Here is a 22,310-nt window from a genome sequence, read left to right as displayed (position 1 = left end):
CCGCGAGCAGGGGGAGGCTGTCAACGCGGGCGGGCCGTCTTCGTCGTGGGGTGGCGGCCCGCCACTATGTCGGGATGAGGCTCAGGGCTGGCGTATTTCCGCGACCCGCGCGCTGTCGACTTTCACCTCCGGATTGCCGAACTGCGCGGTGAGGTAGTTCACCAGGGTGGCGATCTGCTCGTCATTGAGAGTCCCCGCGAAGCCGGGCATGAACAGCTCCTGGTCGCCGACCTTGCGGTGCACGCCGCCGAGTACCACCTGCACCAGGTTGTCCGGCTGCAGGGCGCCGACCGCGCTGTTCTTCAGCAGCATCGGGTAATAGCCGTCCTTCACCCCTTCGCCGCTCCAGGAGTGGCAGCTGGCACAATTGCCCAGGTAGAGGCGGGCGCCGTCGACCTGATTTTGCGCGGCGAAGTCCTGGCCGCGCAGGGTGACCACGTCCTCGGCCGGCTTGCCCCACTGGAAACGCGCCTTGCGCTCGCCATCGCTGACCGCCGGGACGCTGCGCAGGTAGGTGGCAATGGCTTGCAGGTCCGCTTCCGTCAGGTACTGGAAGCTGTGCTCCACTGCCTCGCCCATGGGGCCGGCGGCCTGGGCCTTGCCCGGCACGCCGCCGGTCTTGAGGTACTGCACGATCTCCGCGTCGCTCCAGCCGCCGATGCCGCTGTGGGTGTCGGGAGTGATGTTGAAGGCGTACCAGCCGCCCAGGGCGGCACCGGCGAGGAAGCCGGTGCCCTGTTCGTTCATGGCCTTCTCCTGGAAGGCCATGCCGCGAGGGGTGTGGCAGGTGCCGCAGTGGGCCAGGCCCTGGACCAGGTAGGCGCCACGGTTCCAGGCGGCACCCTGCTTCGGATTGTTCTGGTAGACCGCATCGTCGTGGAACAGCAGGTTCCAGATCGCCAGCGGCCAGCGCACGTCCAGCGGCCAGGCGATGTCCGACTCCTGGTTGGGCTGCGCCACCGCCTGCACGCCGCCGTTGAGGAACCAGGCGTAGAGCGCCTTCATGTCGTCGTCGTTGATCTTCGCGTAGGCGGTGTAGGGCATCGCCGGGTAGAGGCGGGTGCCGCCCTTGGCCACGCCGTCGCGCAGGGCGCGGGCGAAGTCGTCGTAGCTGTAGCTGCCGATGCCGGTCTTCGGGTCGGGGGTGATGTTGGTGGAGTACACCGCGCCCAGCGGCGTGGCCAGCGGCAGCCCGCCGGCGAAGGGCTTGCCGCCCGGCGCGGTGTGGCAGGCGGCGCAGTCGCCGGCACGGGCCAGGTACTCGCCGCGTTGCAGCAGTTCCTGTGGCGCCGGGTCCAGCGCATTGGCGGCGTGGCCCGAAAGGGGAGCGGCGAGCAGGGCGAGGAGTGCCAGGGCTTTCATCGTCAGGCCTCCCGCTTCAGCTGGTCGGCCAGGCGCAGGGCCAGGGCGGCGATGGTCAGGGTGCAGTTCACCGAGCCGACGGTGGGCATCACGGCGCTGCCGGCGATGAACAGGTTGGGGTGGTCGTGGCTGCGGCAGTGGCTGTCGACCACCGAGTCCTTCGGGTCGGCGCCCATCAGGGTGGTACCGGTGATGTGGTTGTTGTTGGCGAAGTTGTCCTCGAACACCACCTCGGTGCCGCCCAGCAGTTTCGCCGCGTGGGTGTACACCTCGCGGGTGTGCACCGCGCTCTTGTGCACATAGTCGTCCATCGCGTAGGTGAACTCCGGCTTGGGGATGCCCACGGCATCGCGCTCGCTGGTGCTGGGGACGATACGGTTCTCCGGGTGCGGGAGGATTTCGTGGAAGCTGTCGAAGCGCACGAAGCGTGCGGCGCGGTCGCGGATCTGCGCCTCCAGTTCGCGGCCCAGCAGCAGCGGGCCCTTGCGGATCAGCTCGGCGGCCACCTGGTCGGTGCGCGAGAGGTTGGACAGGTGGATCTTCTTCGAGGCGTACTGGCTGCGGAACGCGCCATCGCGGAAGCCCACCATGGAGGTCATTTCCTGCGGCCCACGGCCTGGCCAGAGCTTCTCGTCGGCATAGAACTGCACGGCGGTGCCGGGGTGGTCCATGAGGTTGCGGCCGACCATGTCCGAGCTGTTGCCGACCTCCGACATCAGCATCAGCTTGGGGGTCTCGATGCCGTTGGCGGCGAGGATGAAGGTGCCACCTTCGACCCGGTGCTCGTTGCCCTGCGGGTCCTTGTACAGCGCGGCGCTGATCTTGCCGCCGTCGCCCTTCTCCAGCTTGAACACCACGGCGTTTTCCACCAGTCGCGCGCCGGCGGCTTCGGCCTTCTCGACGTGGACGATGCCGTTGTACATGGCGCCGATGGGGCAGATCGGCATGCAATTGTTGTTGCCGCAGCAGGTGGGCCGCGCGTCGTAGGGGCGGCTGTTGCGCGCCACCGGCTCGGTGACTACGCGGTAGCCATTGGCGTTGAGCAGGGTCTTGATGCGCTGCTCGTTCCACGACAGCGGCAGTGGCGGCATGGGGTAGGGCTGGCTGCGCGGAGAGTCGAGTTCCTCGTCGCCCGGTCCCCAGACGCCCAGTTCCTCCTCGGCGCGCTGGTACCAGGGTTCAAGCTCCGCGTACTCGATGGGCCAGTCGCGGCCCACGCCGTAGAGGCTCGCCAGCTTGAAGTCGTTGGGCAGGAAGCGCCAGGCCGAGGCCGCCCAGTGCCAGGTGGTGCCGCCGACCACGCGCAGGTACTGCACGTCGTAGGGGTGGGTGCCCTTCTGGATCAGGTAGTGGTTGTCCGGCTTGAACTGCGGGTGCGGCGCGTGCGGGCTGGACGGGTAGGCCGCCTGGTTGTCGGACTTGTCCGCCTGGTTGCGGAAGCGCTCGACGATCTCCCAGCGCGCCATGCGCGGCCCGGCTTCGAGGATCAGCACGTCCTTGCCGGCCAGCGCCAGTTGATGAGCCACCAGCGCCCCGGCGACGCCGGAGCCGACCACTACGAAATCCGCGCGTTGCGTCTCGGCCATGTTCACACCTCCCGCTCGGCCGGCTGGGCCGCCCAGAAGCCCGGCTTGTTCGGGCAGTAGCTGCGGATCACCAGCACGTCGTCCACCGCCTTGAACATCAGCGCCTGCTCATAGGTGATCAGCGTGGCGTTGCTGGCATCGCCGATCTGCCCCAGGTACCAGCCGCCGAGGATCTGCCGGGCCAGCCACTGCTGGCGCTCACCCCAACTGGCGGGCGGGTCGGCCAGGTGCGCCTGCAGCTCGGCGAGGCTCTGCTTGAGCGCGGTGTCGCGCTGGGCCAGCGCTTCGAACAGGCGCTGGCCGATGCGCGGGTCGAGGTTGCTGCGGCCGGTCAGGCGCTGGGAGAGGATCATAAAGCTGGCCAGTTCCGCCTCGGCCTGGGGCGTCAGCGCGGCCCAGGTGCGGACGGCGGGGCTGAGCAGTACGCCGCCGACCGCCGCGGCGGTGCAGGCCGCCGCCAGCAGTTGACGGCGGGAAAGGGGGAAGTCGGGCAATTGAACGTCGGACATGCAGACCTCTCTGGCACCAGGCAAGGGCGGCGGCGGTCGGACGCCGCCTGCGTCGTGTCGTTCGAAACGGAGTGCGGCCACCGGGCCGGTCGGGGTGGCGAGAGCGGGCCGCGCCCCTTAGTATTGCCGCTTGTTCAGATTCTGCATGGGCGGATCGACCCGCCGGCGGCCACCGCGAGCCGCGCCGCAGAGCCTCACCGGATGAAACAGCACCGATGAAACAGTACCTCGACCTCATGCGCCACGTGCGCGAACACGGCACCTTCAAGAGCGACCGCACCGGCACCGGCACCTACAGCGTATTCGGTCACCAGATGCGCTTCGACCTGGCCGACGGCTTCCCGCTGGTGACCACCAAGAAGTGCCACCTGAAATCGATCATTCATGAGCTGCTGTGGTTCCTCAAAGGCTCGACCAACATCGCCTACCTGAAGGAAAACGGCGTCTCCATCTGGGACGAGTGGGCCGACGAGAACGGTGACCTCGGCCCGGTCTACGGCTACCAGTGGCGCTCCTGGCCGGCGCCGGACGGCCGCCATATCGACCAGATCGCCAACCTGATGGCGATGCTGAAGAAGAACCCGGACTCGCGCCGCCTGATCGTCTCCGCCTGGAACCCGGCGCTGATCGACGAGATGGCCCTGCCGCCGTGCCACGCACTGTTCCAGTTCTACGTCGCCGACGGCAAGCTCAGCTGCCAGCTGTACCAGCGCTCGGCCGACATCTTCCTCGGCGTGCCCTTCAACATCGCCAGCTACGCGCTGCTGACCCTGATGGTCGCGCAGGTCGCGGGCCTGCAGCCGGGCGAGTTCATCTGGACCGGCGGCGACTGCCACCTGTACGCCAACCACCTGGAGCAGACCGACCTGCAGCTGACCCGCCAGCCGCTGCCGCTGCCGACCATGAAGATCAACCCCAAGGTGAAGAACCTGTTCGACTTCCGCTTCGAGGACTTCGAGCTGGTCGGCTACGAGTCTCACCCGCACATCAAGGCACCGGTCGCTGTCTGACCTGCCCTTGCGAAGAAAAAGGCCGGCGTAATGCCGGCCTTTTTCGTTTCTGCGGGGCTGATTTGGTAGGAGCGGACTCTGTCCGCGATGTGCAACCGGCTGGCTCGGAGCGGCCGGCAATCGATCGCGGATGAATCCGTTCCTGCGCTCCACGACATGCCGTGCCGCAGCATTCATCTTGTGAATAACTGTTTCGCCTGGCGGCACGAGGTTTCATGAGGCTGTGTTGCATTGCTATGCTCCCCCGGCTGGCCGCCGACCTGCGGCCCACGCCGTTTCCGCAGTACAACGACAAGACCGGGGACCGCCATGCAGCCTTTCAGCTTCGCCACCACCGCGCAGATCCTCTGCGAGAGTGGTTCCGCTGTCCGCCTGGGTGAACTTTGCCGCGAGCGCGGCGCCCAGCGCGTGCTCATCGTTACCGACCCTGGAATTACCCGGCTGAACATGCTCGACGATGTTCTACCGGGCTTCGCGAGGGCTGGCGTGGCGGTGGAAGTCTTCGACCAAGTACTGGCCGACCCGCCGGAAGGCGTGGTGCTGGCCGCCGCCGGACAGGCGCACAGGATGGCCGCGCAACTGGTGATTGGCTTCGGTGGCGGCAGCTCGATGGACGTGGCCAAGCTGGTGGCGCTGCTGGCGCATCCGCTGGCGACGCAGGGTCTCAAGGATATCTTCGGCGTCGGCAACGCCCGCGGCCCGCGTCTGCCGCTGATCCAGGTGCCGACCACCGCCGGCACCGGTTCGGAAGTCACGCCCATCGCCATCGTCACCACCGGCGAGACCACCAAGATGGGTGTGGTCAGCCCGCACCTGCTGCCGGACCTGGCGGTGCTCGACGCCGATCTCACCCTCGGCCTGCCGCCGGCAGTCACCGCCGCCACCGGCATCGACGCCATGGTCCACGCCATCGAGGCGTACACCAGCAAGCTGAAGAAGAACCCGCTGTCCGACCTGCTGGCCCGCGAGGCCCTGCGTCTGCTGGCGCTGAACCTCGACGAAGCGGTGCACAACGGCCGCAACCGCGAGGCGCGCCAGGCCATGCTGCTGGGCGCGTGCCTGGCCGGACAGGCCTTCGCCAATGCCCCGGTGGCCGCGGTGCACGCGCTGGCCTACCCGCTGGGCGGGCACTTCCACATTCCCCATGGCTTGAGCAATGCACTGGTGCTGCCGGAAGTGATCCGCTTCAATGCGCCCACTGCCAGCGCGCTCTACGCCGAACTGGCGCCGCTGCTGCTGGGTGAGCGCCTGCGTACGGATGCCGACCGCACCGAGCAATTCATCGCCGAACTGGCCGAACTCAGCCCGCGCTGTGGCCTGCCCTCGCGCCTGCGTGACGCCGGTGTGCCGGAAGACAGCCTGCCGCGCCTGGCGGCCGACGCCATGCTGCAGCAGCGCCTGCTGGTGAATAATCCCCGCGAGGTCAGCGAGCGCGATGCGCTGGCCATCTACCGAGCCGCCTATTGAGAGAGCGATGAGCGAACAGCATCCCAGCCGCGCCGACTACGCGCACTTCCTGCCGATCACCACCCGCTGGCACGACAACGACATCTACGGTCACGTGAACAACGTGACCTACTACGGCTTCTTCGACACGGCGGTGAATACCTACCTGATCGAGCGCGGCGGCCTGGATATCCACGACGGCGAGGTGGTGGGCTTCGTGGTCAGCTCCAGCTGCGACTACTTCGCCCCGGTGGCCTTCCCCGAGCGCATCGAGGTCGGCCTGCGGGTCGGCAAGCTGGGCAACAGTTCGGTGCAGTACGAGCTGGCGATCTTCCGCGAAGGCGAGGAGCTGGCCTGTGCGGCGGGCAGGTTCGTGCATGTGTTCGTCGACCGGGCGAGCAATAGCCCGGTACCGATCCCGGCGCCGCTGCGCGAGGCGATGGAAGTATTGCTCCGCGCCTGAACGGCTTTTCGTAGGAGCGGACCTTGTCCGCGATGTTTTCTGCTTCTGGCTGGGCGTTTCAGCGCCGCATCGGCGTGCGCTGAAAAATTTTATTTCGCCCCCTCGGGCGAGTTACTTTCTCAAACTACGGATGGCCGCCCCACAGAAAGTAACCAAAGGTCTTGCCCCATCATCCGGCCCTGGCTTCGCCGGGGTTCCCTCCTTCCATCGAAGTTTCAGGGGCCCGAACTAGGCGTCCCCCCGTCGAAGGGCCATCCCTGGCCCATCGCGGCTCTCGCGGCATCCATGCCGCTCAACCCCTGAAACTCCGATTCCACTCGGCCTCCTGAAGGGGCGCTCGGAGTGTGCAGATATTTCTCTGGAAGTCCTCAAGAGCCATAGCTAAAGCCAGAGCGGAGGGGCTCCCGTAGGAGCGGGCCATGCCCGCGAAATCCTTCGCGGATGGATTCCTCTCCTACCGGAAAACACTCATGCTGAGCGCCCGCGTAGGAGCGGACTTTGTCCGCGATGGGCGCGATGCCATATGGATAGGGCAGCGCTCACCACCCCATCGGATAATGCTGAATCCGGCAGGGCTTGGGATTGCCGTCGTTCTTGCACTCTCCATCCAGGTACTGATAACGCATCCACACCCGCTGGCCCGGCTTGGGCCAGTGCCTGCGCGCAATCATGCTCTGGTAATCGGCGCTCTCCGGCGCGAAGGCGATCACTTCGCCGCGAATCGGGCACTCGGTCGACGCCGCCTGGGCCTTCACCGACTCCACCCGCCCCTTCAGGGCAGGGTGGGGCTGGGTCACCGTCCCGGTGATCTCCACCTCCATCCGGCAGACCTGCCAATTCGCCGCCTGAGCGCAGGGTGCAATGAACAGAGGCAGGAACAGTCCAGCAGCAACTTTCACGACAAGAACTCCTTGTAGGCAGTGATCCTTCACCCGCAAGCCTATACCAGACGCGCCGGGTGGGCGGGCGGCCACCGGTCGAGCTGAGCGCGCTGCTCTCGGTGCTGCCGGCTCGCCAGGCCTGAAATGAAAGAGCCCGCCGGAAGGCGGGCTCTTTCTGGAGTCAACGCAGCATCAATCGTCGTCGTGATGCTTGTGTTTGTGCTTATGGTGGCCCTTGGCCTTGTGATAGCCGTTGTCATGATGGCCGTCGTGATCGTCGTCGTCATCGTTGTTCTTGTCGGCCATGTGGTTGCCCAGCGCGCCGCCCGCGGCGCCGCCCAGGCCTGCGCCGATGGTGCCGCCGGTGGAGCCGCCGACCTTGTTGCCGATGACCGAGCCGCCAGCAGCACCCAGGCCGCCACCAATGGCTGCCTCGGTCTTGTTGCCGTTCTTCGCGCCCATTGCACCGCCGGCCGCGCCGCCGACGCCCGCGCCGATGGCCGCGCCGGTGGAGCCGCCCAGGGCGCCGCCAACCACGTTACCGAGTGCGCCGCCCACACCGCTGCCAATCGCAGCCTTGGTGTCATCGGCCATGGCGTGGCTGGCCAGGAGAGCCAGCGCCAGAACAGAAAGAGTCTTACGCATCTTGCGAACCTGAATCCTGAATGGAGAGTAGGGGTGGGGAATTGTCCCGCACACAAAACAGCCGGGCAATGTAGGCCCGGCTGTCAGTCATCGTTTCCGTGGACTGATCGCGGTTTGTATTGCGCAGATCAATCCCAGTCGCGGTGGTGGTGCCTGTGGTGCTTGTACCAGCCGCGATGGCGACCGTTATCGTGCCAGTCACGGTCGTAGTAGCGGGCACGACGGTAGCCGTGATGGTAGTCATCATCGTCGTCGTCGCGGTTGTTATCGGCGTAATGGTTGCCCAGTGCGCCGCCTGCGCCGCCACCCAGGGCCGCGCCGATCAGGCCGCCAGTAGTGCCGCCCATCTTGTTGCCGATTACCTGGCCGCCGGCTGCGCCCAGGCCACCGCCGATGGCGGCTTCTGTCTTGTTGCCGTGGCGGGCACCGACCGCACCACCGGCCGCACCGCCGATACCACTACCAATGGCGGCGCCGGTGCTGCCACCGACCGACTGGCCGATGACCGAACCCAATACCCCGCCCAGGGCGCCACCGACGCCGGCACGGGTGTCGCCGTCCGCGAAGGCGGTGCCACCAACCAGCGCAAGAGACAACAGGAGCATCGAGGAGTATTTCATAGAGAGGATCTCTCTGTGGGGATGTTGGAAGCGATCCTCGGTTCGTGCGAAGGCTCTGACAAGGCACTTCCGACGAATAACACGACTTTCATCAAATAATGCAAGTATTTGATTTAAAGTCGGAACTTTTTCGATTTGGGGCAGTCTGAGTGTTATTCCAGGGCTTTGTTTTGCGTGTGTTTTTGACGCAAAGTGCCATTGCAATGATGGCTTTTCACGCGACTCCCTGGTGCCCTTCCGAGTTTACCTTTCATTCCCTTCCTGCGTGATGCAATTCCGGCGGATTTTTCGCAGGACATGGCCCCGTGCATACGCAGAAAAGCCCCGGGAGCGTAGGGCGTATAACGTTCGACGTTATACGCCGCCTGACCTTGGCTCTCTTCCGCATGGACTTCAGCCTGGATGCCCATCACGGAGCGCTTGGAATCCGGCCCACGCGCCAACCGGCCAGGCAGGGTGAATCGGCGTACAACCGCGAACGGTTGTACGCCCTACGCACCCGGTGCGATCACAGGATCCGCAGGCTCGGCCGCGCCTTCTCGAAGCGGATGGCGACGAACTTGGAGGTCGGGGTGTAGCTGCCCACGCCGTGGCTTTCCAGCGGCACCAGCGGGTTGGTCTCCGGGTAGTAGGCCGCCGCCTGGCCCGCGGGGATGTCGTAGGCCAGCAGGGTGAAGCCGCTGACCCGGCGTTCCACGCCGTCCGCCCAGAGCGACACCATGTCCACCTTCTCACCCGGCTCGAAGCCCAGACGGCGGATGTCCGCTTCGTTGGCGAACACCACCTCGCGCTGGCCGCGCACGCCGCGGTAGCGGTCGTCCAGGCCATAGATGGTGGTGTTGTACTGGTCGTGGGAGCGCAGCGTCTGCAGGATCAGGTGCGGCTCCTGGCCGGTCTTGCGGACCTTCTCGTGGACCAGGTCCGCCGGCAGCGGGTCGCTGTGGAAGTTGGCCTTGCCGCTGGCGGTATTCCAGCGCCGCTCGGCGGCGGCGTTGCCCAGGTGGAAGCCGCCCGGGTGCGCCACGCGACGGTTGAAGTCGGTGAAGCCGGGGATGGTGTCGGCGATCAGGTCGCGGATGCGGTCGTAATGGGCGATCAGCGCATCCCAGTCCACCGGATGGTTGCCCAGGGTGGCCTTGGCGATGCCGGCAATGATCGCGGGCTCCGAGCGCATCTGCTTCGAGGACGGCTCCAGCTGGCCAAAGGAGGCGTGGATCATGCTGAAGGAGTCTTCCACGGTCACCGCCTGCGGACCCTCTGCCTGGCGGTCGATGTCGGTGCGGCCCAGGCACGGGAGGATCAGCGCGTCACCGCCTACGGTGAGGTGGCTGCGGTTGAGCTTGGTGCTGATCTGCACGGTCAGTGCGCAATTGCGCAAGGATTGATGGGTGCGTGCGCTGTCCGGGGTGGCCTGGGCGAAGTTGCCGCCCAGGCCGATGAAGACTTTCGCCTCGCCCTTGAGCATCGCCTCGATCGCCTCGACCGTGTTGTGGCCGTGCGCGCGCGGCACCTTGAAGCCGAAACGGTCTTCGAGGGCGTCGAGCAGCGCCGCGGGCGGGCGGTCGTTGATGCCCATGGTGCGGTCGCCCTGCACGTTACTGTGGCCGCGTACCGGGCACAGGCCGGCGCCGGGGCGGCCGACGTTGCCGCGCAGCAGTTGCAGGCTGACCAGTTCCTGGAGGGTCGGCACCGAGTGGTGATGCTGAGTCAGGCCCATGGCCCAGCAGACGATCACGCGCTCGGCGCGGCGGTACATGATCGCGGCCTGCTCGATCTCCTCGAGGCTGAGGCCCGACTGCTGGACGATGTGGTCCCAGGGGGTGTCGTCCACCGTGGCCAGGTAGGCCTCGATGCCCTGGGTGTGCTCGGCGATGAAGGCATGGTCGAACACCGCCGGTTCGCCCTTGGCCTGGGCCTCGCGGGCCCATTGCAGGAGGAACTTGGCGATGCCGCGCACGGCCGCCATGTCGCCACCCAGCGCCGGGCGGAAGAACGCGGTGTTCAGCGGCTCGGAACTGTTGGTGAGCATCTCCAGCGCGTTCTGCGGATGCTGGAAGCGCTCCAGGCCGCGCTCCTTGAGCGGGTTGAAGGCGACTACCTGGGCGCCGCGCTGCACCGCCTCGCGCAGTGGTTCGAGCATGCGCGGATGGTTGGTGCCGGGGTTCTGGCCGAACACGAAGATTGCATCGGCATGTTCGAAGTCGTCGAAGGTCACGGTGCCCTTGCCGACGCCGACGCTCGCTCCCAGGGCTACGCCGCTGGCTTCGTGGCACATGTTCGAGCAGTCGGGGAAGTTGTTGGTGCCGAAGGCGCGGACGAACAGCTGGTAAAGGAAGGCGGCTTCGTTGCTGGCCCGGCCCGAGGTGTAGAACTCGGCCTGGTCGGGGCTTTGCAGCGCATTCAGGTGCCGGGCGATGAGGGCGAAGGCATCGTCCCAGGCGATCGGCAGGTAGCGGTCGGTGGCCCGGTCGTAGCGCATCGGCTCGGTCAGCCGGCCCTGGTATTCGAGCCAGTAGTCGCTCTGCTCGCGCAGCGCGCTGACGCTGTGGCGGGCGAAGAAGGCGGCGTCCACCCGGCGCTTGGTGGCTTCCCAGTTCACCGCCTTGGCGCCGTTCTCGCAGAACTTCACCCGGCCGTCCTCGGGGGAGTCGCCCCAGGCGCAGCCGGGGCAGTCGAAGCCGCCGTTCTGGTTGGTCTTGAGCAGGGCGCGCAGGTTTTTGAAGGGCTGCTTGCTGTCCAGCCAGAAGCGCGTGACGCTGATCAGCGCGCCCCAGCCGGCGGCCGGGCCCGTGTAGGGCTGGTAGCGGGGTTTTTCGTGTTGCAGGCTCATGGAGACTCTTTTTCGTTAGACGGCTTTCGGCGCCGGGCTGTAGACCCGGGGGGCGTTGCGGTGGGGCAGGTGGATCAGGTTCAGGTTGTGCCGGCGGGCCCACTGCACGGTAAGGGCTGTGGGCGCGGAGAGGCTGACCAGGGTGGAGAGCCCCGCGCGCACCGCCTTGTGGATCAGCTCCAGGCTGCAGCGGCTGGTGACCACGGCAAAGCCATCGCGCGCGTCCAGGCGCTGGCGCTTGAGGGCGCCGATCAGCTTGTCGAGGGCGTTGTGGCGGCCGATGTCCTCGCGGCACAGGCGGATCTCGCCGCTGCCATCGACGAACAGCGCGGCGTGCACGGCGCCGCTGCGCCGGGCGATTTCCTGGGCAGCGTTCACCCGCTCGCGCAGGCCGTCGAGGTGTGCGGCGGGCGGCAGCGGGGCGGACGGCAGCACCGGCAGCTTCGGCAGCGCCTGGTCCAGCGCCTCGACGCCGCACAGGCCGCAGCCGGTATTGCCGGCCAGTTGCCGGCGTTGCTCCTTGAGTGCCCAGAAGGCGCGGCTGCTCACCTGCACCTCGGCGGCAATGGAATCGCCATGGGGAGTCAGGCGGATGTCATAGATGTCGTCGATGGATTCGATGAAGCCAGCGCCGAGGCTGAAGCCGTGTACGAAGTCTTCCAGGTCGTTCGGTGAAACCATCATCACGGCCTGGCTGAGGCCGTTGTAGGCAATGGCGAGGGCGATCTCGTCGGCCAGCGGGGCGCTGCCGGTGTCGTTTTCCGGGGTGAGTTCGACGTAGGCATAGCCTTCGGCGGACGTGTCGGGAGCCCGGTCCTCGGCGGCGGCCGGGTGGGCGATCAAGCAAGGCATGGGCTGAGCCCTATGGTTCTCTAGTAATAGCGCCAGACTAGGCCCATCCGTCGGGGGCGTCTAATGGGTAGTTTCGATACCGTGATCGACGCCGTCTATCACTCGCCCGGAGAACCGTCCAGCAAGGTGGCCGCTTCGTGGAAACAGGCCTCGGCCAACGCCGAGCGCGGTTCGCCCCGGCGAATGATCAGGCCCAGCGGGGAGAGGGTGCGGGCGTCTTCTATCGGAGTGAGGGCGAAGTGCTCGCCCTGGGCGTCCAGCCCGCTGCCCAGCGGCATGATCGCGCAGCACAGGCCTCGCTCCACGGCTTGCAGCAGCTGGTGCACGGCGTCGGTTTCCAGGCGTGGCTGGGGTGTCAGGCCACGGCTGCGGAAGCCGTGGTCGATGGACTGGCGAAAGTGCATGCCGGTGGCGAGAAGGCCCAGGGGCAGGTCCGCCAGTGCCTCCCAGGCGAGGCTCGGACTGTCGAACTGGAAGTGCCGGCAATCGTGCAGCAGGCCCATGCGCGTGCTCGCCAGCTCCAGTCCTTCGAAGTGCTCGCGGTCGAGGCGGTCGAGGTAGGACAGGCCGAGGTCCAGCTGGTTGCGGGCGAGGCCTTCGAGGATGTTCTCCGAGCTCAGTGCGTAGAGCTGGAAGCGCAGTTCCGGGTGGCGCTGGGCGAACAGTTCGATCAGCCGCATGGGGTCGAAGCCCGCCAGCGGCACCAGCCCCAGGCGCAGCGTGCCGACCAGTTGGCCACGGCAGGCGGCAGCCTCGGCATACAGGCCATCGCGGGCGGCCAGCAGGCTGCGCGCCCAGGCCAGCACGCGCTCGCCGGCTTCGGTGAAGCCTTCGAAGCGCTGCCCGCGCCGCACCAGTTCCAGGCCCAGCTCTTCCTCCAGATTGCGCAGGCGCATCGACAGGGTCGGCTGGGTGACATGGCAGCGCACTGCTGCCTGGCCGAAGTGTCGCGTCTCGTCGAGGGCACAGAGGAACTTGAGCTGTTTGATGTCCATCGGGGGATGGCTCCGGAAAGCGGCGTCTGTCGGATGAAGGCGGGCTGGGAAGAATCCGGCGGGCGCTGTCGATCTTGCCGACTAGACTCCAACCCCTCGCGGTCCGCCCAATGCCGGCCGCCTGTCACTGTAACCGTAGGGAGGTTGGATATGGGCATTTTTGCGTTCGTGAAGGAAGCCGGTGAGAAACTCTGGGAAAGCATTGTGGGCCAGGAGGCACAGGCTGCCGAATCGCTCAAGGAGCACATCGCCAAGGTCGGCCTGGGCAACCCGGCCATCCAGGTCAGCGTCGAGGGCGACAAGGTGATCGCCACCGGCGAGGTGGCCAGCCAGGAAGAGAAGGAAAAGATCCTGCTCACCCTGGGCAACGTCGCTGGCGTCTCCGGCGTCGAGGATCACATCACCGTCGCGGCTCCCGCACCGGAAGCGCGCTTCGTCACGGTGAAGAAGGGCGACACCCTGAGCGCCATCGCCAAGGCCGAGTACGGCAATGCCAATGCCTACATGAAGATCTTCGAGGCGAACAAGCCGATGCTCAGTCACCCGGACAAGATCTATCCCGGCCAGGTGCTGCGGATTCCGGCGTAGCGTAAAGGAGCCCGGCCCAGTGCCGGGCTCTTTCATTTCCGGCGAGCGGGAATCAGAGCCCCTCGATCAGCGTCCGGTAGCTGTCCTGGGCGGCGAATTCCTCGGTGTCCTTGAGCGCGCCACGGCTGTCGGGCTGACGCACCGCCAGCAGGTGGCCGACGCCGAACTGCCGCGCCGCGCGCAGGATCGGCAGGCTGTCGTCGATGAACAGGCTGCGCGCCGGGTCGAAACCGATATCGGCCTGCAGCGCTTGCCAGAATTGCGGGTCTTCCTTGGGGTAGCCGTAGTCGTGGGAGCTGATCAGGCGGTCGAACCAGGGTTCGAGCTCGACCCGCTCCAACTTCAGCGACAGCGAATCGCGGTGGGCGTTGGTGATCAGCACCGCGCGCTTGTTGTGCAGGCGCAGGGCGGCGAGGAACAGGTCGGCGTCCGGACGCAGGGCGATCAGATGGGCGACTTCGCGCTTGAGATCGAGGACCGACAGCTTCAGCTCGCGGGTCCAGAAATCCAGGCAGTACCAGTTGAGCTGTCCGGCGTGGTCGCGGAACAGCGGCAGCAATTCGGCGTCGGCCTGCTCACGGCTGATGCCGTGGTGTTCGGCGTAGCGCCTGGGCAGGTGCTCGAGCCAGAAATGATTGTCGAAGTGCAGGTCGAGCAGGGTGCCGTCCATGTCGAGCAGGACGGTATCGATGGCTGACCAGGGCAGGCTTGGCATGGTGGGCTCGGTAACAGGGTGTCGTAATTGCGCAGCGGATCGGCAGGCTCCGCGCAACATCCGACACGGACAATCGGAAAAGGCGGGTTATCATAGCCGACCCGGCCACCCCCAGGAGTCGCCCCATGCGTCAGAAACCCACGGTGCTCGCCCGCGAGATCGTCGCCAAAAGCCGACTGTTCGCCGTCGAGGAGCTGCAATTGCGCTTCTCCAACGGCGTGGAGCGCACCTATGAACGCCTGGTGGGCAAGGGGCAGGGCTATGGCGCGGTGATGGTGGTCGCGATGCTCGACGCCGAGCACGTGGTCCTGGTCGAGGAATACTGCGCCGGGGTCGACGAGTACCAGCTGTCGCTGCCCAAGGGGCTGGTGGAGCCGGGCGAGGACATCCTCGCCGCGGCCGACCGCGAGCTCAAGGAAGAGGCGGGCTACGGCGCCGGCGAGCTCGAATACATCACCGAGCTGTCGCTGTCGCCCGGCTACATGAGCCAGCGCATCCAGGTGGTGCTGGCGCGCAATCTCTACCCCGAGGCCCTGCCCGGCGACGAGCCGGAGCCGATGCGGGTGGACAAGATCAGCCTGCGCGAGCTCTCCAGCCTCGCCCAACATGCCCAGTTCAGCGAAGGGCGCGCTCTGGCCGCGCTCTATCTGGTGCGCGACCTGCTGACCCAACGAGGGGAGTACCAGCCGTGATGCACGCCTTTCTTCCTGCGGTCATCGACCTGGTGCACAAGGCGGGCGACGTGATCCTGCCGTTCTGGCGCAGCGACCTGGACGTCGAGCAGAAGGCCGACGAATCCCCGGTAACCGCCGCCGACCTGGCCGCCCACCGCCTGCTGGCCGACGGCCTGCGCGCGCTGGCGCCGGAGGTGCCGGTGCTGTCGGAGGAGGACTGCAACATCCCGCTGGAGCAGCGCTCCCAGTGGACCCGCTGGTGGCTGGTGGACCCGCTGGACGGCACCAAGGAATTCATCGCCGGCAGCGAGGAGTTCACCGTCAACGTGGCGTTGATCGAGCGCGGCCGCGTTGTGTTCGGCGTCGTCGGCGTTCCCGCCAGCGGCCGTTGCTACTACGGTGGCGCAGGGCTTGGCGCGTGGCGTGAGGAGCGCGGTGGCGAGCCGCAGGAGATCAGCGTACGGGTCAGCCCGGCCGAGGCTTTCACCGTGGTGGCCAGCAAACGCCATTCGAGTCCCGCCCAGGAGCGCCTGCTGGCCGGTCTGGCCGAGCGTTTCGGTGATCTGACGCTGGCCAATATCGGCAGCTCGCTGAAGTTCTGCCTGCTGGCCGAGGGCTCGGCGGACTGCTATCCGCGCCTGGCGCCGACCTCGCAATGGGATACGGCGGCGGCCCAGGGGGTGCTGGAAGGCGCCGGCGGCGAAGTGCTCGACCTGCATGGCCAGACCTTCACCTACGAGGCGCGGGAGACGCTGCTCAATGAATCGTTCCTCGCCCTGCCGCAGGCCGCGGAATGGCGCGGGGAGCTGATCCAGCTGGCGCGGGCGCTGGACTGAATCGTAGGGCATACAAGCGTTCGCGGTTGTACGCCGATACACCTTGCTCGATCACGGGTGCCAATGCCGAATCGAGGTGCCCTGATATCGAGGTCATACGGCGTATAACGTCGAACGTTATACGCCCTACAACTCATCAGACTCCCGTAGGAGCGGACTCTGTCCGCGATGCTCTCGCGCCGGGGCTATCGCGGACGGAGTCCGCTCCTACAAAAGCTCCACACGCCTCACCGTGGGCGCAGCCTTCTTGCAAGGCATTTGCTTTTTTTGATGTTCGCGAGCAATAACTAGCTATCCCTTCGCTCCTACAGAATCCTCCTGCGTATCGATCCATGCCTGAATTACCCGAAGTCGAAACCACCCGCCGGGGCATCGCGCCCTACCTCGAAGGCCAGCGCGTCAGTCGCGTGATCGTCCGCGAGCGCCGCCTGCGCTGGCCGATTCCCGAGGACCTCGACGTGCGCCTGTCCGGGCAGCGCATCCTGCAGGTGGAGCGGCGCGCCAAGTACCTGTTGCTCAACGCCGAGGCCGGCACGCTGATCAGCCACCTGGGCATGTCGGGCAGCCTGCGCCTGGTCGAGTGCGGGCTGCCGGCGGCGCGCCACGAGCATGTGGATATCGAGCTGGAGTCGGGCATGGCGTTGCGCTACACCGATCCCCGGCGCTTCGGCGCGCTGCTCTGGAGCCAGGCGCCGCTGGAGCACGAACTGCTGCGCCACCTGGGCCCCGAGCCGCTGACCGACGCCTTCGAGGGCGAGCGGCTGTACCAGATGTCCCGCGGCCGCAGCATGGCGGTGAAACCCTTCATCATGGATAACGCGGTAGTGGTCGGCGTGGGCAACATCTACGCCACCGAGGCGCTGTTCGCCGCCGGTATCGACCCGCGTCGCGAGGCCGGCACCATTTCCCGTGCCCGCTACCTGAAGTTGGCGCAGGAGATCAAACGCATCCTGGCGATCGCCATCGAGCGCGGCGGCACCACGCTGCGCGATTTCGTCGGCGGCGACGGCCAGCCGGGCTACTTCCAGCAGGAGCTGTTCGTCTACGGACGCGGCGGCGAGTTCTGCAAGGTCTGCGGCTCGACCCTGCGCGAGGTCCGTCTCGGCCAGCGCGCCAGCGTGTACTGTCCGCGCTGCCAACGCTGACCCTTCCCGCCGTCGTTAATCTGTCGCTCTAAAATAATCCATAACAACAATGGCCCCTCTCGAGGGGGCCACCAGGTGATTCATGTCCGGTAATTATCTGCCCCGCAACCCGCTGGCCGAGGCGCTCGGCCACGCCATGCTGCGCGTCGCGGGCTGGCGCATCGAGGGCTCGCTGCCCGCCCTCGACAAGTTCGTGGTGATCGGCGCCCACCACACCTCCAACTGGGACTTCATGCTGTTCCTCGCCGCCAAGTTCGTGCTGCGCCTGAATGCCCGCTGGTTCGGCAAGCACACCCTGTTCCGCGGTCCCTGGGGCGGGCTGATGCGGCGCTGGGGCGGTATTCCGATCCAGCGCCACCTCAAGCTCAATACCGTGGACCAGGCGGTGCAGGCCTTTCGCGACAGCCGCGAGATGATGCTGATCCTCTCGCCGGAGGGCACGCGCAGGAAGGTCGAGCGCTGGAAGATGGGCTTCTACCATATCGCCCGTGGTGCGGGCGTGCCCATCGTCCTGGCCGCGCTGGACTATCCGGGGCGGCGCATCGTCATCGGCGAGCCGTACTGGCCGACGGGAGATGAGGCGGCCGATCTGCGTCGGATGCTGGATTTCTACCGGCCGTTTGTACCGAAAAAGCCTGAATATGCATTCTTCGGCGATTGAAGGCTGTCACGCGACAAGTCACGGAGCGCTGTTATAGTTAATGGCAGTCTGCCTGCCCAACTACATAAAAAGGACTTCTCTCCATGAACCTGTTTCGCACCACCGCCGTTGTCCTGGCTCTGACCTGCGGGCTGTCGTCGATGCCGGCCGTCGCCGAAGAAGTGGTGGCTTCCAGCGCCAGCGGCGATCCGCTCTATACCGTCGAGGCGCCGCCCGCATACGCCATGATGGGTGACCTGATCTTCGCCCGTCCGCTGCTGATCGCCGCGACCGTGGTGGGCGCCGCGGCGTTCGTGGTGACCCTGCCGTTCAGCGCGCTGGGTGGCAACGTCAAGGAAGCCGGCGAGGCGCTGGTGGTCGAGCCGGGCAAGTCCGCCTTCGTTCGCTGCCTGGGCTGCACCAAGAGCGGCTACAAGCAGGACTGAGTTCTGCCCACCGGGGCGGCCGCGTCCGGGCCGCCCGTCACATCGAACGCATCCCCGGCGATGCGTTGAGCCCAGCAGGTAACGTATGGATACGACCCGGCTGAAGAAGCACCTGCGTCCGGTGCTTCTGTCGCTGGTTGCCGTTGGTCTTGGCTATGGCTTCTGGTCCAGTGCCGGTCTGCTGCAGTTGGGCGCGGGGCTGGCATTGTTCCTGTTCGGCATGCAGTGCCTGGAAGAGGGCCTGCGTGACTTGGCCGGAAGCCAGCTGGAGCGCTGGCTGGAGAAAAGCACCGCGACCCGTGGCAAGAGCCTGCTGTTCGGCCTGGTCGGCACCTTCCTGCTGCAATCCTCCACTCTGGTTTCCCTGCTCACCATCGCCTTCATCAGCACCGGGCTGATCCAGCTGGCCGGTGGCATCGCCATTCTCTTCGGCGCCAACCTCGGCGCCACCAGCGGCATCTGGCTGCTCGCCCTGGCCGGGCAGAACCTCAGCCTGAGCCCGCTGGCACTGCCGCTGCTGGTGTTCGGCGTGCTGATGGGCTTCAACGGCGACAAGAGCAAGGCCGCCGGGCGCATCCTGCTGGGCATCGCCTTCATCTTCCTGGGCATCGACCAGATCAAGGAGGGCTTCTCCAGCTTCGGCGACGCCCTGGACACCAGCGAACTGCAATCCGAGGGCATGCTCGGCGCGCTGCTGTTCGTCACCTTCGGCGCGCTGATCACCGTGGTCCTGCAATCCAGCCACGCCACCCTGATGCTCACCCTGGCGGCACTGGCCGGTGGTCAACTGGAGCTGGGCCAGAGCCTGGCCATCGCCATCGGTTCCAACGTCGGCAGCAGCGTCACCACCGCCTTCGTCGGCTCCCTGGGCGGCAACCGCAGCGGGCAGCGGCTGGCATTGGCGCACGTGTTGTTCAACGTGGTGACCGGTGTGTTGACCTTCATCCTGCTCTCGCCCCTGACCTGGCTGGTGCACGCGCTGGTGACGCCGTTTGGGCTGGCGGACAACCCGATGATCCAGCTGGCGCTGTTCCACACGCTGTTCAACGGCATGGGTGTGCTGCTGTTCTGGCCATTGCAGGGCGCGCTGGCCAAGGCACTGGTGCGCTGGCTGCCGGAGGTGGAAGAGCCGACGGTGCTGATCACCGACATGGCACCGGCCCTGCCGAGCATCGAGCGCACCCATGCGCGCTACCTCAACGAGCGGGCGCTGGACTCCGCCGACGCCTCGGCCAGCGCGGTGCTGCAGGAGCTGCGTCACCTGGGCCGGCTGAGCATCGAGGTGATCTGCCACGCCTTGTACCTGCCGGTGGAGATGCTCGCCCAGCCGCGTGTGGATGAAAGCCAGCTGCAGGCCGCGCCGGACCGTCACGCGCTGTCCGCGGAAGTGCTTTACCAGCGTCATATCAAGGGCGTCTATGGCGACCTGCTGAGCTTCATGGGGCGCCTGGAGGTACCGCTGGACGAGGAGCACCAGCGGCTCTGGCTGTCCTGCCAGGTGGTGGCGCTGCAACTAGTGGATGCGGTGAAGGACGCCAAGCACCTGCAGAAGAACCTCGGCCAGGCGCTGCAAGGCGAGCCTTCGTCCATGCGCGAGGCGTACGTGGAGCTGCGTCGTCACCTGCTCGGCATGCTGCGGGAAGTGCGGGCGATGGGCGTGCTGATCGGCGGGGAGTTACCGGAAGACGCGCTCCTGGCGCGCCTGCAATTGCTCGACGAAAGTGCTGCGGCGTTCGACGCGGCCTTCCGCCAGCGCCTGTTCGCCGCGGTGCGCCGGCAGGAGCTGGACGGCCTGCAGACCAGTTCGCTGATGAACGACCTGGGCTACGTCAGCCGCATCGTCCAGAGCCTGCGCAACGTGCTGCAACTGGGCACCGAGCACGGTCTGTTCGAGCCGCAGGACGACGAGGCTCCAGCGCTCATCCTCTCCTGATCAGCGCATCGGCATCGCGAGTTCGGTAGCGATGCCAATGCCGCGCGGATCGCTGGCCGTCTGCACCTCGCCGGACTTCTTGTTCCACAGCAGCACCTGCTGGTTGCCATAGGCGCGGCCGACATCCTTGAGCGTATAGCCACGGCGGTTCAGCTCGGCCATCTGGCTGCCGCTGAAGGCGCGCGGTTCGTGCTCGATCACGTCCGGCAGGTACTGGTGGTGATAGCGCGGGGACGACACCCACTGCTGGATCGGCTTGCCGTCCAGGTAGTCCAGCATCGACAGCAGCACCATGCTGGGAATGCGGCTGCCGCCGGGGGTGCCGAAGGCCGCCAGCTCGTTGGAGCTTTCGATGAAGCTCGGGCTCATGCTCGACAGCGGGCGCTTGCCGGAGGCCACGGCGTTGGCCTGGCTGCCGGCCAGCTGATAGGCGTTGGCGCCGCTGACATCGGTGGCGAAGTCATCCATCTCGTCGTTGAGCAGCACACCGGTGCCGGGCACGGTGAAGGCGGCGCCGAATGGCAGGTTGACCGAAAGGGTCGCGGCCACCGCGTTGCCGTCCGCATCCATGACCACGAAGTGGGTGGTATGGTCGCCCTCGCGCCAGGCGGGCGCCGGAGGCAGGGACGAGCTGGGAGTGGCGCGCTGCGGGTCGATGCCACCGGCCAGGCGCTTGAGGTAATCGGGCGCGAGCAGTTGCGGCACCGGGTTGGCGACGCGATCGGGGTCGCCCAGCAGGCCGCGATCGCGGTAGGCGCGGCGCAGCGCCTCCACCACATAGTGCGCGCGCTGCACCGGGTCGGCCTTTTGCCACGGCAGTTGCTGCAGCATCCCCAGGCTCTGGGCCAGGGCCACGCCGCCGGCGGAGGGCGGCGGTGCGCTGATGAGCTCACGCCCATCATTCAGTGGGTAACGCAGAGCCGGGCGCTCCACGGTGCGGTAGCTGACCAGGTCCTCCAGGCTCCAGACGCCGCCGGCGGCGCGCACGCCCTGCACCAGCTTGTCGGCGGTTTCGCCTTCGTAGAAGCCGATCCGGCCATAACGGGCCAAACGCTCCAGGGTGCGTGCCAGCTCCGGCTGGCGCACCAGGTCCCATTCTTCGGGCAGGTTGCCGCTGGGAAGGAAGATGCGCGCGGTTTCGCGGTCCTTGCGCATCGCGTCCAGGCGCCAGGAGGCGCGGTCGATGTAGATGCGGTCAACGGAGACGCCGTCGGTGGCCAGGCGGATCGCCGGCACCAGATTATTCGCCAGGGTCTTCCTGCCGTAGCGGCTGGTGATATCCGCCAGCGCCGCGGGCAGGCCGGGGATGCCGGCAGCCAGCGGGCCATTGAGCGACAGCTGCGGGTCGACCTTGCCGTTGCGCTCGTACATCCGCGCGTGGGCGGCCAGCGGGGCGCGCTCGCGGGCGTCGATGAAACGGTAGGTCGGCGGGTCGCCAGCCTGGCGCAGCAGGAAGAAGCCGCCGCCGCCCAGGCCCGAGCCATAGGGTTCGGCCACCGCCAGCGCGGCGCTGATGGCCACGGCGGCGTCGAAGGCGTTACCGCCGTCGGCGAGGGTTTCCAGGCCGGCCACGGTGGCGGCGGGATGGGCAGTGGCAACGCCGGCCTGCGCCGGGTGTTCCGCGGCATGCAGGGCGGCGCTGAGCAGCAGGAGGCTGCAGAAGCCGAGCAGGGTGGCGCGGGAGCGGATATTCAACAGGGACATGGCATCTCACGAACCGCCGGCTGCACCGGCTGGAAAACCTGATTGGGCGAACTAGGGAGGATAGACAATCCCACGGCCCAAGGGTTTGTGAGAGCTCAATGAAAAAGTGTCGAACCGCGCGGGATCAGGCCTTGCCGGTGAGCTTCTTGTACTTCTCCATCAACTGCTCCTTGCTCTCGACGTTGTTCTCGTCGAGGGGGATGCAGTCGACCGGGCAGACCTGCTGGCACTGCGGCTCGTCGTAGTGGCCGACGCACTCGGTGCACAGGTTCGGGTCGATCACGTAGATCTCCTCGCCCTGGGAGATCGCGGCGTTGGGGCACTCGGGTTCGCAGACGTCGCAGTTGATGCAATCGTCGGTGATTTTCAGGGACATCGAATAACTCCGGCCATGTCCGGGGGCATGGCTGTCAGCAACAGGAATGCTGGA

Annotated in this window: 22 protein-coding genes; 10 read left to right on the top strand and 12 right to left on the bottom strand. The window is 66.8% G+C overall.

Annotated features, from left to right (window positions below; translation table 11 throughout):
* Nucleotides 1-81: 81 nt before the first annotated feature.
* Genes ACQ5BL_RS16825 through ACQ5BL_RS16815 form a run of 3 tightly spaced genes read right to left on the bottom strand, consistent with a single transcriptional unit; the run spans nucleotide 82 to nucleotide 3,457 of the window.
* Nucleotides 82-1,362: a cytochrome c gene (locus ACQ5BL_RS16825; RefSeq protein ID WP_243808062.1), complete on the bottom strand. Its 1,281-nt coding sequence runs from the start codon at nucleotides 1,360-1,362 to the stop codon at nucleotides 82-84.
* Nucleotides 1,363-1,364: 2 nt separating this feature from the next.
* Nucleotides 1,365-2,948 (bottom strand): GMC family oxidoreductase, encoded by a 1,584-nt coding sequence (locus ACQ5BL_RS16820; RefSeq protein ID WP_243808061.1) that lies wholly within the window; start codon nucleotides 2,946-2,948, stop codon nucleotides 1,365-1,367.
* A gap of 2 nt (nucleotides 2,949-2,950) precedes the next feature.
* Nucleotides 2,951-3,457, bottom strand: a complete 507-nt coding sequence (locus ACQ5BL_RS16815) for a sugar dehydrogenase complex small subunit (RefSeq protein ID WP_243808059.1) — start codon at nucleotides 3,455-3,457, stop codon at nucleotides 2,951-2,953.
* A gap of 215 nt (nucleotides 3,458-3,672) precedes the next feature.
* Between ACQ5BL_RS16815 and ACQ5BL_RS16810 the strand changes: the two genes are divergently transcribed.
* The 3 genes from ACQ5BL_RS16810 (at nucleotide 3,673) to ACQ5BL_RS16800 (ending at nucleotide 6,376) form a co-directional block, all read left to right on the top strand.
* On the top strand, nucleotides 3,673-4,467 hold the full coding sequence (locus ACQ5BL_RS16810; RefSeq protein WP_243808058.1) for a thymidylate synthase: 795 nt from the start codon (nucleotides 3,673-3,675) through the stop codon (nucleotides 4,465-4,467).
* A gap of 309 nt (nucleotides 4,468-4,776) precedes the next feature.
* Nucleotides 4,777-5,934: an iron-containing alcohol dehydrogenase gene (locus ACQ5BL_RS16805; protein ID WP_243808057.1), complete on the top strand. Its 1,158-nt coding sequence runs from the start codon at nucleotides 4,777-4,779 to the stop codon at nucleotides 5,932-5,934.
* A 7-nt stretch (nucleotides 5,935-5,941) separates the two neighbouring features.
* Complete coding sequence (locus ACQ5BL_RS16800) at nucleotides 5,942-6,376, top strand: acyl-CoA thioesterase (protein WP_243808056.1); 435 nt, start codon at nucleotides 5,942-5,944, stop codon at nucleotides 6,374-6,376.
* Between the two features lie 539 nt (nucleotides 6,377-6,915).
* Here the strand turns inward: ACQ5BL_RS16800 and ACQ5BL_RS16795 are convergent.
* From ACQ5BL_RS16795 to ACQ5BL_RS16770, 6 genes are all read right to left on the bottom strand, one after another.
* Nucleotides 6,916-7,275, bottom strand: coding sequence for a hypothetical protein (locus ACQ5BL_RS16795; protein ID WP_243808055.1), 360 nt, complete (start codon nucleotides 7,273-7,275; stop codon nucleotides 6,916-6,918).
* 174 nt (nucleotides 7,276-7,449) lie between these two features.
* On the bottom strand, nucleotides 7,450-7,902 hold the full coding sequence (locus ACQ5BL_RS16790; protein ID WP_243808052.1) for a glycine zipper domain-containing protein: 453 nt from the start codon (nucleotides 7,900-7,902) through the stop codon (nucleotides 7,450-7,452).
* A gap of 128 nt (nucleotides 7,903-8,030) precedes the next feature.
* Complete coding sequence (locus ACQ5BL_RS16785; RefSeq protein WP_243808051.1) at nucleotides 8,031-8,522, bottom strand: glycine zipper domain-containing protein; 492 nt, start codon at nucleotides 8,520-8,522, stop codon at nucleotides 8,031-8,033.
* 508 nt (nucleotides 8,523-9,030) lie between these two features.
* Complete coding sequence (locus ACQ5BL_RS16780; RefSeq protein ID WP_243808050.1) at nucleotides 9,031-11,352, bottom strand: FdhF/YdeP family oxidoreductase; 2,322 nt, start codon at nucleotides 11,350-11,352, stop codon at nucleotides 9,031-9,033.
* Nucleotides 11,353-11,367: 15 nt separating this feature from the next.
* Complete coding sequence (gene fdhD, locus ACQ5BL_RS16775) at nucleotides 11,368-12,204, bottom strand: formate dehydrogenase accessory sulfurtransferase FdhD (RefSeq protein WP_243808049.1); 837 nt, start codon at nucleotides 12,202-12,204, stop codon at nucleotides 11,368-11,370.
* Between the two features lie 98 nt (nucleotides 12,205-12,302).
* Nucleotides 12,303-13,199, bottom strand: a complete 897-nt coding sequence (locus tag ACQ5BL_RS16770; RefSeq protein ID WP_243808048.1) for a LysR family transcriptional regulator — start codon at nucleotides 13,197-13,199, stop codon at nucleotides 12,303-12,305.
* 150 nt (nucleotides 13,200-13,349) lie between these two features.
* On the opposite strand from ACQ5BL_RS16770, the gene lysM reads away from it, so the two are divergent.
* A complete protein-coding gene (gene lysM / locus ACQ5BL_RS16765; protein ID WP_207885717.1) occupies nucleotides 13,350-13,787 on the top strand; it encodes a peptidoglycan-binding protein LysM in 438 nt (145 codons plus the stop codon).
* Between the two features lie 52 nt (nucleotides 13,788-13,839).
* On the opposite strand, the gene yrfG is transcribed toward lysM, so the two are convergent.
* Entirely contained in the window at nucleotides 13,840-14,502 is a 663-nt protein-coding gene (gene yrfG / locus ACQ5BL_RS16760) for a GMP/IMP nucleotidase (protein WP_243808046.1), read from the bottom strand.
* A 125-nt stretch (nucleotides 14,503-14,627) separates the two neighbouring features.
* Between yrfG and nudE the strand changes: the two genes are divergently transcribed.
* The 6 genes from nudE (at nucleotide 14,628) to ACQ5BL_RS16730 (ending at nucleotide 20,176) form a co-directional block, all read left to right on the top strand.
* Nucleotides 14,628-15,194, top strand: a complete 567-nt coding sequence (gene nudE / locus ACQ5BL_RS16755; RefSeq protein ID WP_243808044.1) for an ADP compounds hydrolase NudE — start codon at nucleotides 14,628-14,630, stop codon at nucleotides 15,192-15,194.
* A complete protein-coding gene (gene cysQ, locus ACQ5BL_RS16750) occupies nucleotides 15,194-16,012 on the top strand; it encodes a 3'(2'),5'-bisphosphate nucleotidase CysQ (RefSeq protein ID WP_243808042.1) in 819 nt (272 codons plus the stop codon). Before nudE ends, cysQ begins: the two co-directional genes overlap by 1 nt.
* Before the next feature lie 332 nt (nucleotides 16,013-16,344).
* On the top strand, nucleotides 16,345-17,157 hold the full coding sequence (gene mutM / locus ACQ5BL_RS16745; protein WP_243808041.1) for a bifunctional DNA-formamidopyrimidine glycosylase/DNA-(apurinic or apyrimidinic site) lyase: 813 nt from the start codon (nucleotides 16,345-16,347) through the stop codon (nucleotides 17,155-17,157).
* 82 nt (nucleotides 17,158-17,239) lie between these two features.
* Nucleotides 17,240-17,818 carry a lysophospholipid acyltransferase family protein gene (locus ACQ5BL_RS16740; protein WP_207885712.1) on the top strand — a complete coding sequence of 193 codons (579 nt, stop codon included), beginning with the start codon at nucleotides 17,240-17,242 and terminating at the stop codon, nucleotides 17,816-17,818.
* An 83-nt stretch (nucleotides 17,819-17,901) separates the two neighbouring features.
* Complete coding sequence (locus tag ACQ5BL_RS16735) at nucleotides 17,902-18,243, top strand: multidrug transporter (RefSeq protein WP_207885711.1); 342 nt, start codon at nucleotides 17,902-17,904, stop codon at nucleotides 18,241-18,243.
* Nucleotides 18,244-18,328: 85 nt separating this feature from the next.
* Nucleotides 18,329-20,176: a Na/Pi cotransporter family protein gene (locus ACQ5BL_RS16730; RefSeq protein ID WP_243808040.1), complete on the top strand. Its 1,848-nt coding sequence runs from the start codon at nucleotides 18,329-18,331 to the stop codon at nucleotides 20,174-20,176.
* On the opposite strand, the gene ACQ5BL_RS16725 is transcribed toward ACQ5BL_RS16730, so the two are convergent.
* Nucleotides 20,177-21,880 (bottom strand): gamma-glutamyltransferase family protein, encoded by a 1,704-nt coding sequence (locus tag ACQ5BL_RS16725; RefSeq protein ID WP_243808039.1) that lies wholly within the window; start codon nucleotides 21,878-21,880, stop codon nucleotides 20,177-20,179.
* Between the two features lie 124 nt (nucleotides 21,881-22,004).
* Nucleotides 22,005-22,256 carry a YfhL family 4Fe-4S dicluster ferredoxin gene (locus ACQ5BL_RS16720; RefSeq protein WP_207885708.1) on the bottom strand — a complete coding sequence of 84 codons (252 nt, stop codon included), beginning with the start codon at nucleotides 22,254-22,256 and terminating at the stop codon, nucleotides 22,005-22,007.
* Nucleotides 22,257-22,310 lie beyond the last annotated feature (54 nt).

The sequence above is a fragment of the Pseudomonas sp. B1-22 genome (assembly GCF_050474425.1).
In the GTDB taxonomy this organism is placed as follows: Bacteria; Pseudomonadota; Gammaproteobacteria; order Pseudomonadales; family Pseudomonadaceae; genus Pseudomonas.
Note: the sequence above shows the minus strand (reverse complement) of the source record. Positions and strands in the feature narration are given on the sequence as shown.

Bases quoted from the DNA above. Each gene is read 5' to 3' on its own strand.
- ACQ5BL_RS16720 (WP_207885708.1), bottom strand. From the start codon at position 22,256: ATGTCCCTGAAAATCACCGACGATTGCATCAACTGCGACGTCTGCGAA.
- ACQ5BL_RS16825 (WP_243808062.1), bottom strand. From the start codon at position 1,362: ATGAAAGCCCTGGCACTCCTCGCCCTGCTCGCCGCTCCCCTTTCGGGC.
- ACQ5BL_RS16790 (WP_243808052.1), bottom strand. From the start codon at position 7,902: ATGCGTAAGACTCTTTCTGTTCTGGCGCTGGCTCTCCTGGCCAGCCAC.
- ACQ5BL_RS16725 (WP_243808039.1), bottom strand. From the start codon at position 21,880: ATGTCCCTGTTGAATATCCGCTCCCGCGCCACCCTGCTCGGCTTCTGC.
- ACQ5BL_RS16735 (WP_207885711.1), top strand. From the start codon at position 17,902: ATGAACCTGTTTCGCACCACCGCCGTTGTCCTGGCTCTGACCTGCGGG.
- ACQ5BL_RS16820 (WP_243808061.1), bottom strand. From the start codon at position 2,948: ATGGCCGAGACGCAACGCGCGGATTTCGTAGTGGTCGGCTCCGGCGTC.
- ACQ5BL_RS16810 (WP_243808058.1), top strand. From the start codon at position 3,673: ATGAAACAGTACCTCGACCTCATGCGCCACGTGCGCGAACACGGCACC.
- yrfG (WP_243808046.1), bottom strand. From the start codon at position 14,502: ATGCCAAGCCTGCCCTGGTCAGCCATCGATACCGTCCTGCTCGACATG.
- cysQ (WP_243808042.1), top strand. From the start codon at position 15,194: ATGCACGCCTTTCTTCCTGCGGTCATCGACCTGGTGCACAAGGCGGGC.
- ACQ5BL_RS16800 (WP_243808056.1), top strand. From the start codon at position 5,942: ATGAGCGAACAGCATCCCAGCCGCGCCGACTACGCGCACTTCCTGCCG.
- mutM (WP_243808041.1), top strand. From the start codon at position 16,345: ATGCCTGAATTACCCGAAGTCGAAACCACCCGCCGGGGCATCGCGCCC.
- ACQ5BL_RS16740 (WP_207885712.1), top strand. From the start codon at position 17,240: ATGTCCGGTAATTATCTGCCCCGCAACCCGCTGGCCGAGGCGCTCGGC.
- fdhD (WP_243808049.1), bottom strand. From the start codon at position 12,204: ATGCCTTGCTTGATCGCCCACCCGGCCGCCGCCGAGGACCGGGCTCCC.
- ACQ5BL_RS16785 (WP_243808051.1), bottom strand. From the start codon at position 8,522: ATGAAATACTCCTCGATGCTCCTGTTGTCTCTTGCGCTGGTTGGTGGC.
- ACQ5BL_RS16805 (WP_243808057.1), top strand. From the start codon at position 4,777: ATGCAGCCTTTCAGCTTCGCCACCACCGCGCAGATCCTCTGCGAGAGT.
- ACQ5BL_RS16730 (WP_243808040.1), top strand. From the start codon at position 18,329: ATGGATACGACCCGGCTGAAGAAGCACCTGCGTCCGGTGCTTCTGTCG.
- ACQ5BL_RS16770 (WP_243808048.1), bottom strand. From the start codon at position 13,199: ATGGACATCAAACAGCTCAAGTTCCTCTGTGCCCTCGACGAGACGCGA.
- ACQ5BL_RS16780 (WP_243808050.1), bottom strand. From the start codon at position 11,352: ATGAGCCTGCAACACGAAAAACCCCGCTACCAGCCCTACACGGGCCCG.
- lysM (WP_207885717.1), top strand. From the start codon at position 13,350: ATGGGCATTTTTGCGTTCGTGAAGGAAGCCGGTGAGAAACTCTGGGAA.
- nudE (WP_243808044.1), top strand. From the start codon at position 14,628: ATGCGTCAGAAACCCACGGTGCTCGCCCGCGAGATCGTCGCCAAAAGC.
- ACQ5BL_RS16815 (WP_243808059.1), bottom strand. From the start codon at position 3,457: ATGTCCGACGTTCAATTGCCCGACTTCCCCCTTTCCCGCCGTCAACTG.